This window comes from Candidatus Edwardsbacteria bacterium, assembly GCA_031082425.1.
Lineage (GTDB): Bacteria > Edwardsbacteria > AC1 > AC1 > EtOH8 > UBA2226.
The window spans coordinates 1-3,596 of the sequence record JAVHLB010000018.1 but is presented as its reverse complement, the minus strand read 5'-3'; the positions used below and the strand labels follow the sequence as shown (position 1 = coordinate 3,596).

The following is a 3,596-nucleotide window of genomic DNA, read 5'->3' as shown; positions in this document are numbered from 1 at the left end:
TTCTTGCTCAAGAGTCGCTCGCCCTCCTGCGGGATCAAGGACGTCAAATTCTACGCCGGGTCGGAGCACCCGGTGCCGCTGGGCAAGGGCCAGGGCTTCTTCGGAAAAGTAGTGATGGAAAGGTTCCCCGAAGCCGCCGTCGAAGACGAGGCCCGGCTGGAGAATTTTTCCATCCGGGAGCATTTCTTCACCAAGCTGTTCGCCCTGGCCGATCTGCGGCGGGCCATCGCTTCGGGAGAGATGAAGGAACTGGTGAACTTCCATTCCCGGAATAAATATCTGCTGATGGCTTACAGCCAGGCCAAGCTTAAGATTTTGGGCCGGATCGTAGCCAATCATGAAAATAAAGATTTTGCCGAACTGGCAGAGGACTACCGGGTCGAATTCTCGGCCGCCCTGGCCCACGCCCCCAAGCACACCTCTCACATCAACGTGCTGATGCATACCCTGGGGTATTTTTCGGACAAGGTCTCCTCCGGCGAAAAACAGTATTTTTTGGATAGCCTGCAAAGCTACCGCAACGGCAAACTGCCGCTGAGCGTGCCCCAGAGTTTGATCCGCTCTTGGATCGTGCGGTTCAATGAGGAATATCTTAAGGATCAGACCTTTTTCCGGCCGTTCCCCGAAGAGCTGGTGGAGATAACTGATTCCGGCAAAGGAAGAAAATATTAGGAGGTCCCTATGGATAATAATCAGCCGACCCAGCAACAGAATAACCTGAACATCGTCTACTGGGCAATGGCCGCCGAGCCGGTGATCCTGGCCCTGATCGCGATATTCCTGAAATCCCGGAACGCCGTGGAAAATTTTCTCTCCCCGGCATCGGATGAACCGGTAATGGTGGCTTTCATTGCAATATCCATGATCTTCGTCTGGCTCAGCTTCAGGTTCGCCTCCGGCCGCAACCTTGTGCCAAAAGCCATGACAGCCCAGGCCAATCCCCAGGGGTTCCGCCTGGTGGCCCTGGGTCTGGCCATTGCCCCGGGAATACTGGGCTTCGTTCATTACCTGTTCTTCGGAAACCTGCTGATCCTGCTGATCCTGAACGGCGGCGCCGTGGGTCTGGCCATAAAGCATATCACCCAATTCAACGAAGGGACCTCTCCCCTACCCCTCTCCTAATGCTTTAGGAGAGGGAAGGGTGAGGTCAGAATAGCATGCGTCTCAACCTCAAAATAGTCCCCAACGCCAAACAAGAGAAGATCGTTCCCGAGGGCGACGTCTACAAGGTCTACATCCCGGCCCCGGCGGTGGACGGCAAGGCCAATGCCTATCTGATAAAATTCCTGGCCAAGCATTTCGGGGTGCGTAAAAGCGCCGTCACCCTGGTGCGCGGCGAGACCAGCCGCCACAAGGTGGTGGAGATAGCAGGTCTATGAATAATGAAAATACATTAAGAGCATCCCGCTGGCTGTGGGCAGTGTTTTTTCTGCTCGACCTTTTGGCCATTCTGGCGCTGTCGTTTATCATTACCTTGAAAACATTGCCCCTGACCGTCTTGGGTTCGGTGCTTTTGTTATTTTCCGCTTTCGTGCTGGCCATGTTGTTTCGCCAGATCATTGTTCCTTCCTGGCTGGAAAAAAGTGGAGATCTGGTCATCGTTCGTTGGAACAACTGGAAGCTTTCGGGCAAGATCCTCTCGGCCGGTTTTCAGGAAAAACACAAACTGCTGCTTGAGGTAGCCGACATCAATCTGATATTGACCCCGGTCGGACCCATGATGGGCCTGGCCGGCCTTATGATAAAGCCGATATTGGGCCTGGCGCTCCCCGGCTATCTGGCTCAGAGTTATTATTTTAAAAAGGAATCCCTGCTGAAAAAGATACGCTCCGGCGAAAACCATTATAAACTTGTCTTCCCGGTGATCCTGCTGGGAAAAAGAAAGGTGAAAAAATGGCTTGGTTGAAGGACCTGTTCAAAAAAGAGAGGCCGCTCAAGGCCGGCCTGTTCCAATACCGGGGACAGGAGGGCGATAAAAGCTTCCGGCTGCACCTGCGCATCGAGCCGGATGGCAGGGGCGTATTGGTGATCAACGCCTCCCGGATACTGCATTTGAACCAGACCGCCGCCGAGATGGCCAAGCATATCATCGAGGACGACGAAGCGGCTGTCGCGGTAGAACAGATGCTAAAAAGATACCGCGGGGTAAAGCCCGGGCAGTTGGAGCAGGATTATAATTCGCTTAAGGAGAAGATATTCGCCCTGGCCCGGACCGACGACATCTGCCCGGTCACCTATATGGACATCAACCGCATCGAGCCGTTCGAGACCCCGGTCTCGGCGCCCTACCGGATGGACCTAGCCCTGACTTACAAGTGCGACAACGCCTGCGGCCACTGCTACCTGCCCAAGGACCGCCAGCCGGCCGAGTTAAACACCGATCAGTGGAAACAGGTCATAAAAAAGATCTGGGAGATCGGCATCCCCCACGTCTGCTTCACCGGCGGCGAGGCCACCTTAAGGCCCGACCTGACGGGCCTGATCGCCTACGCCGAGGAGACCGGCCTGGTCACCGGGTTGTTGACCAACGGGCGAAACTTAAAGAACAATGATCTGGTTAACAGGATGGTGGAATCAGGGTTGGACCATTTCCAGATAACGCTGGAATCGCACGATGCCAAGGTCCACGACCAGATGGTGGGCGCCAAGGGGGCCTGGAAGGAGACGGTTCAGGGGATCAAGAACGCGGTGGCCACGCCGGTATACACCATCACCAACACCACCCTGACCAGGCTTAACGCCGACAATATCGAAGCCACCATGGAGTTCATCAAATCGCTGGGCGTGGCCGCCATGGCCTGCAACGGGCTGATCTATACCGGGCAGGGCGCCACCTGCGGCATCGGCTTCAAGGAAGAAGAATTGAAGCCGTTGATGGAACGCATCCGCCAGAAGGCCCGGGAGCTGGAACTGCGGCTGATCTGGTACACCCCCACCCAGTACTGCCAGCTGGACCCGGTCAATCTGGAGCTGGGGGTCAAGACCTGCACCGCCGCCAAGTACAACATGTGCCTGGAGCCCGACGGCTCGGTGATCCCCTGCCAGAGCTATTTTGCCGCTTTGGGGAATATATTGGCCGACCCCTGGACGCAGATATGGAACGCCAAACCGGCGGTGGACCTGCGCAAGAAGGCTTATCTGCAGGAGAAATGCAAGGACTGCGACAAACTGCCGCTGTGCGGCGGGGGCTGCCCGATCTACAACCAACAGCAGGAAGTGCTATGCCTGGACAGCAAGTCGAACGGTTAGAAAAAATGTCGTTTAACCCTGCCACACCGGACTTGATCCGGAATCCAGGAAAAGTTGGATTGCTTCATTCGTTTAACTTCGATGCCTCCCTCGCAATGACCATTCCCTCGCCAAATTTATTTGGAGAGGGAAGGCCTGCCCGCCAATAATTACTCCTTGCTAATGGCGGGGTGAGGTCCAAATTCACCACCGTTCTCTTGGTTCAGCAGCAGAGCTGATGCGACTGACCTCTCCCTGCCTGACGGCTTCCCTCCCCGCAACGGGGAGGGAGTGTGGGTGGGGTCCGCCTGCAGCAATTTTGCCTTACCAAACCCAAGCCGATTATTTTGCCCGCCAAAATGATCGGC

6 protein-coding genes are annotated in these 3,596 nt (G+C 55.7%); 5 read left to right on the top strand and 1 reads right to left on the bottom strand.

Annotated features, from left to right (window positions below):
• The 5 genes from RDU76_11895 to RDU76_11875 form a co-directional block, all read left to right on the top strand.
• Positions 1-672, top strand: a 672-nt coding sequence (locus RDU76_11895; protein MDQ7799624.1) for a DUF523 and DUF1722 domain-containing protein, incomplete at its 5' end; no start/stop codon positions are given.
• A 9-nt stretch (positions 673-681) separates the two neighbouring features.
• Positions 682-1,122, top strand: a complete 441-nt coding sequence (locus tag RDU76_11890) for a hypothetical protein (protein ID MDQ7799623.1) — start codon at positions 682-684, stop codon at positions 1,120-1,122.
• A gap of 35 nt (positions 1,123-1,157) precedes the next feature.
• Positions 1,158-1,379 (top strand): DUF167 domain-containing protein, encoded by a 222-nt coding sequence (locus RDU76_11885; protein MDQ7799622.1) that lies wholly within the window; start codon positions 1,158-1,160, stop codon positions 1,377-1,379.
• Complete coding sequence (locus RDU76_11880) at positions 1,376-1,906, top strand: hypothetical protein (GenBank protein ID MDQ7799621.1); 531 nt, start codon at positions 1,376-1,378, stop codon at positions 1,904-1,906. The genes RDU76_11885 and RDU76_11880 overlap by 4 nt, the downstream gene beginning before the upstream one ends.
• On the top strand, positions 1,894-3,249 hold the full coding sequence (locus RDU76_11875) for a radical SAM protein (protein ID MDQ7799620.1): 1,356 nt from the start codon (positions 1,894-1,896) through the stop codon (positions 3,247-3,249). The genes RDU76_11880 and RDU76_11875 overlap by 13 nt, the downstream gene beginning before the upstream one ends.
• Positions 3,250-3,398: 149 nt before the next feature.
• Here RDU76_11875 and RDU76_11870 read toward each other — a convergent pair.
• The coding region (locus RDU76_11870) for a hypothetical protein (GenBank protein ID MDQ7799619.1) at positions 3,399-3,596 on the bottom strand (198 nt) is incomplete at its 5' end.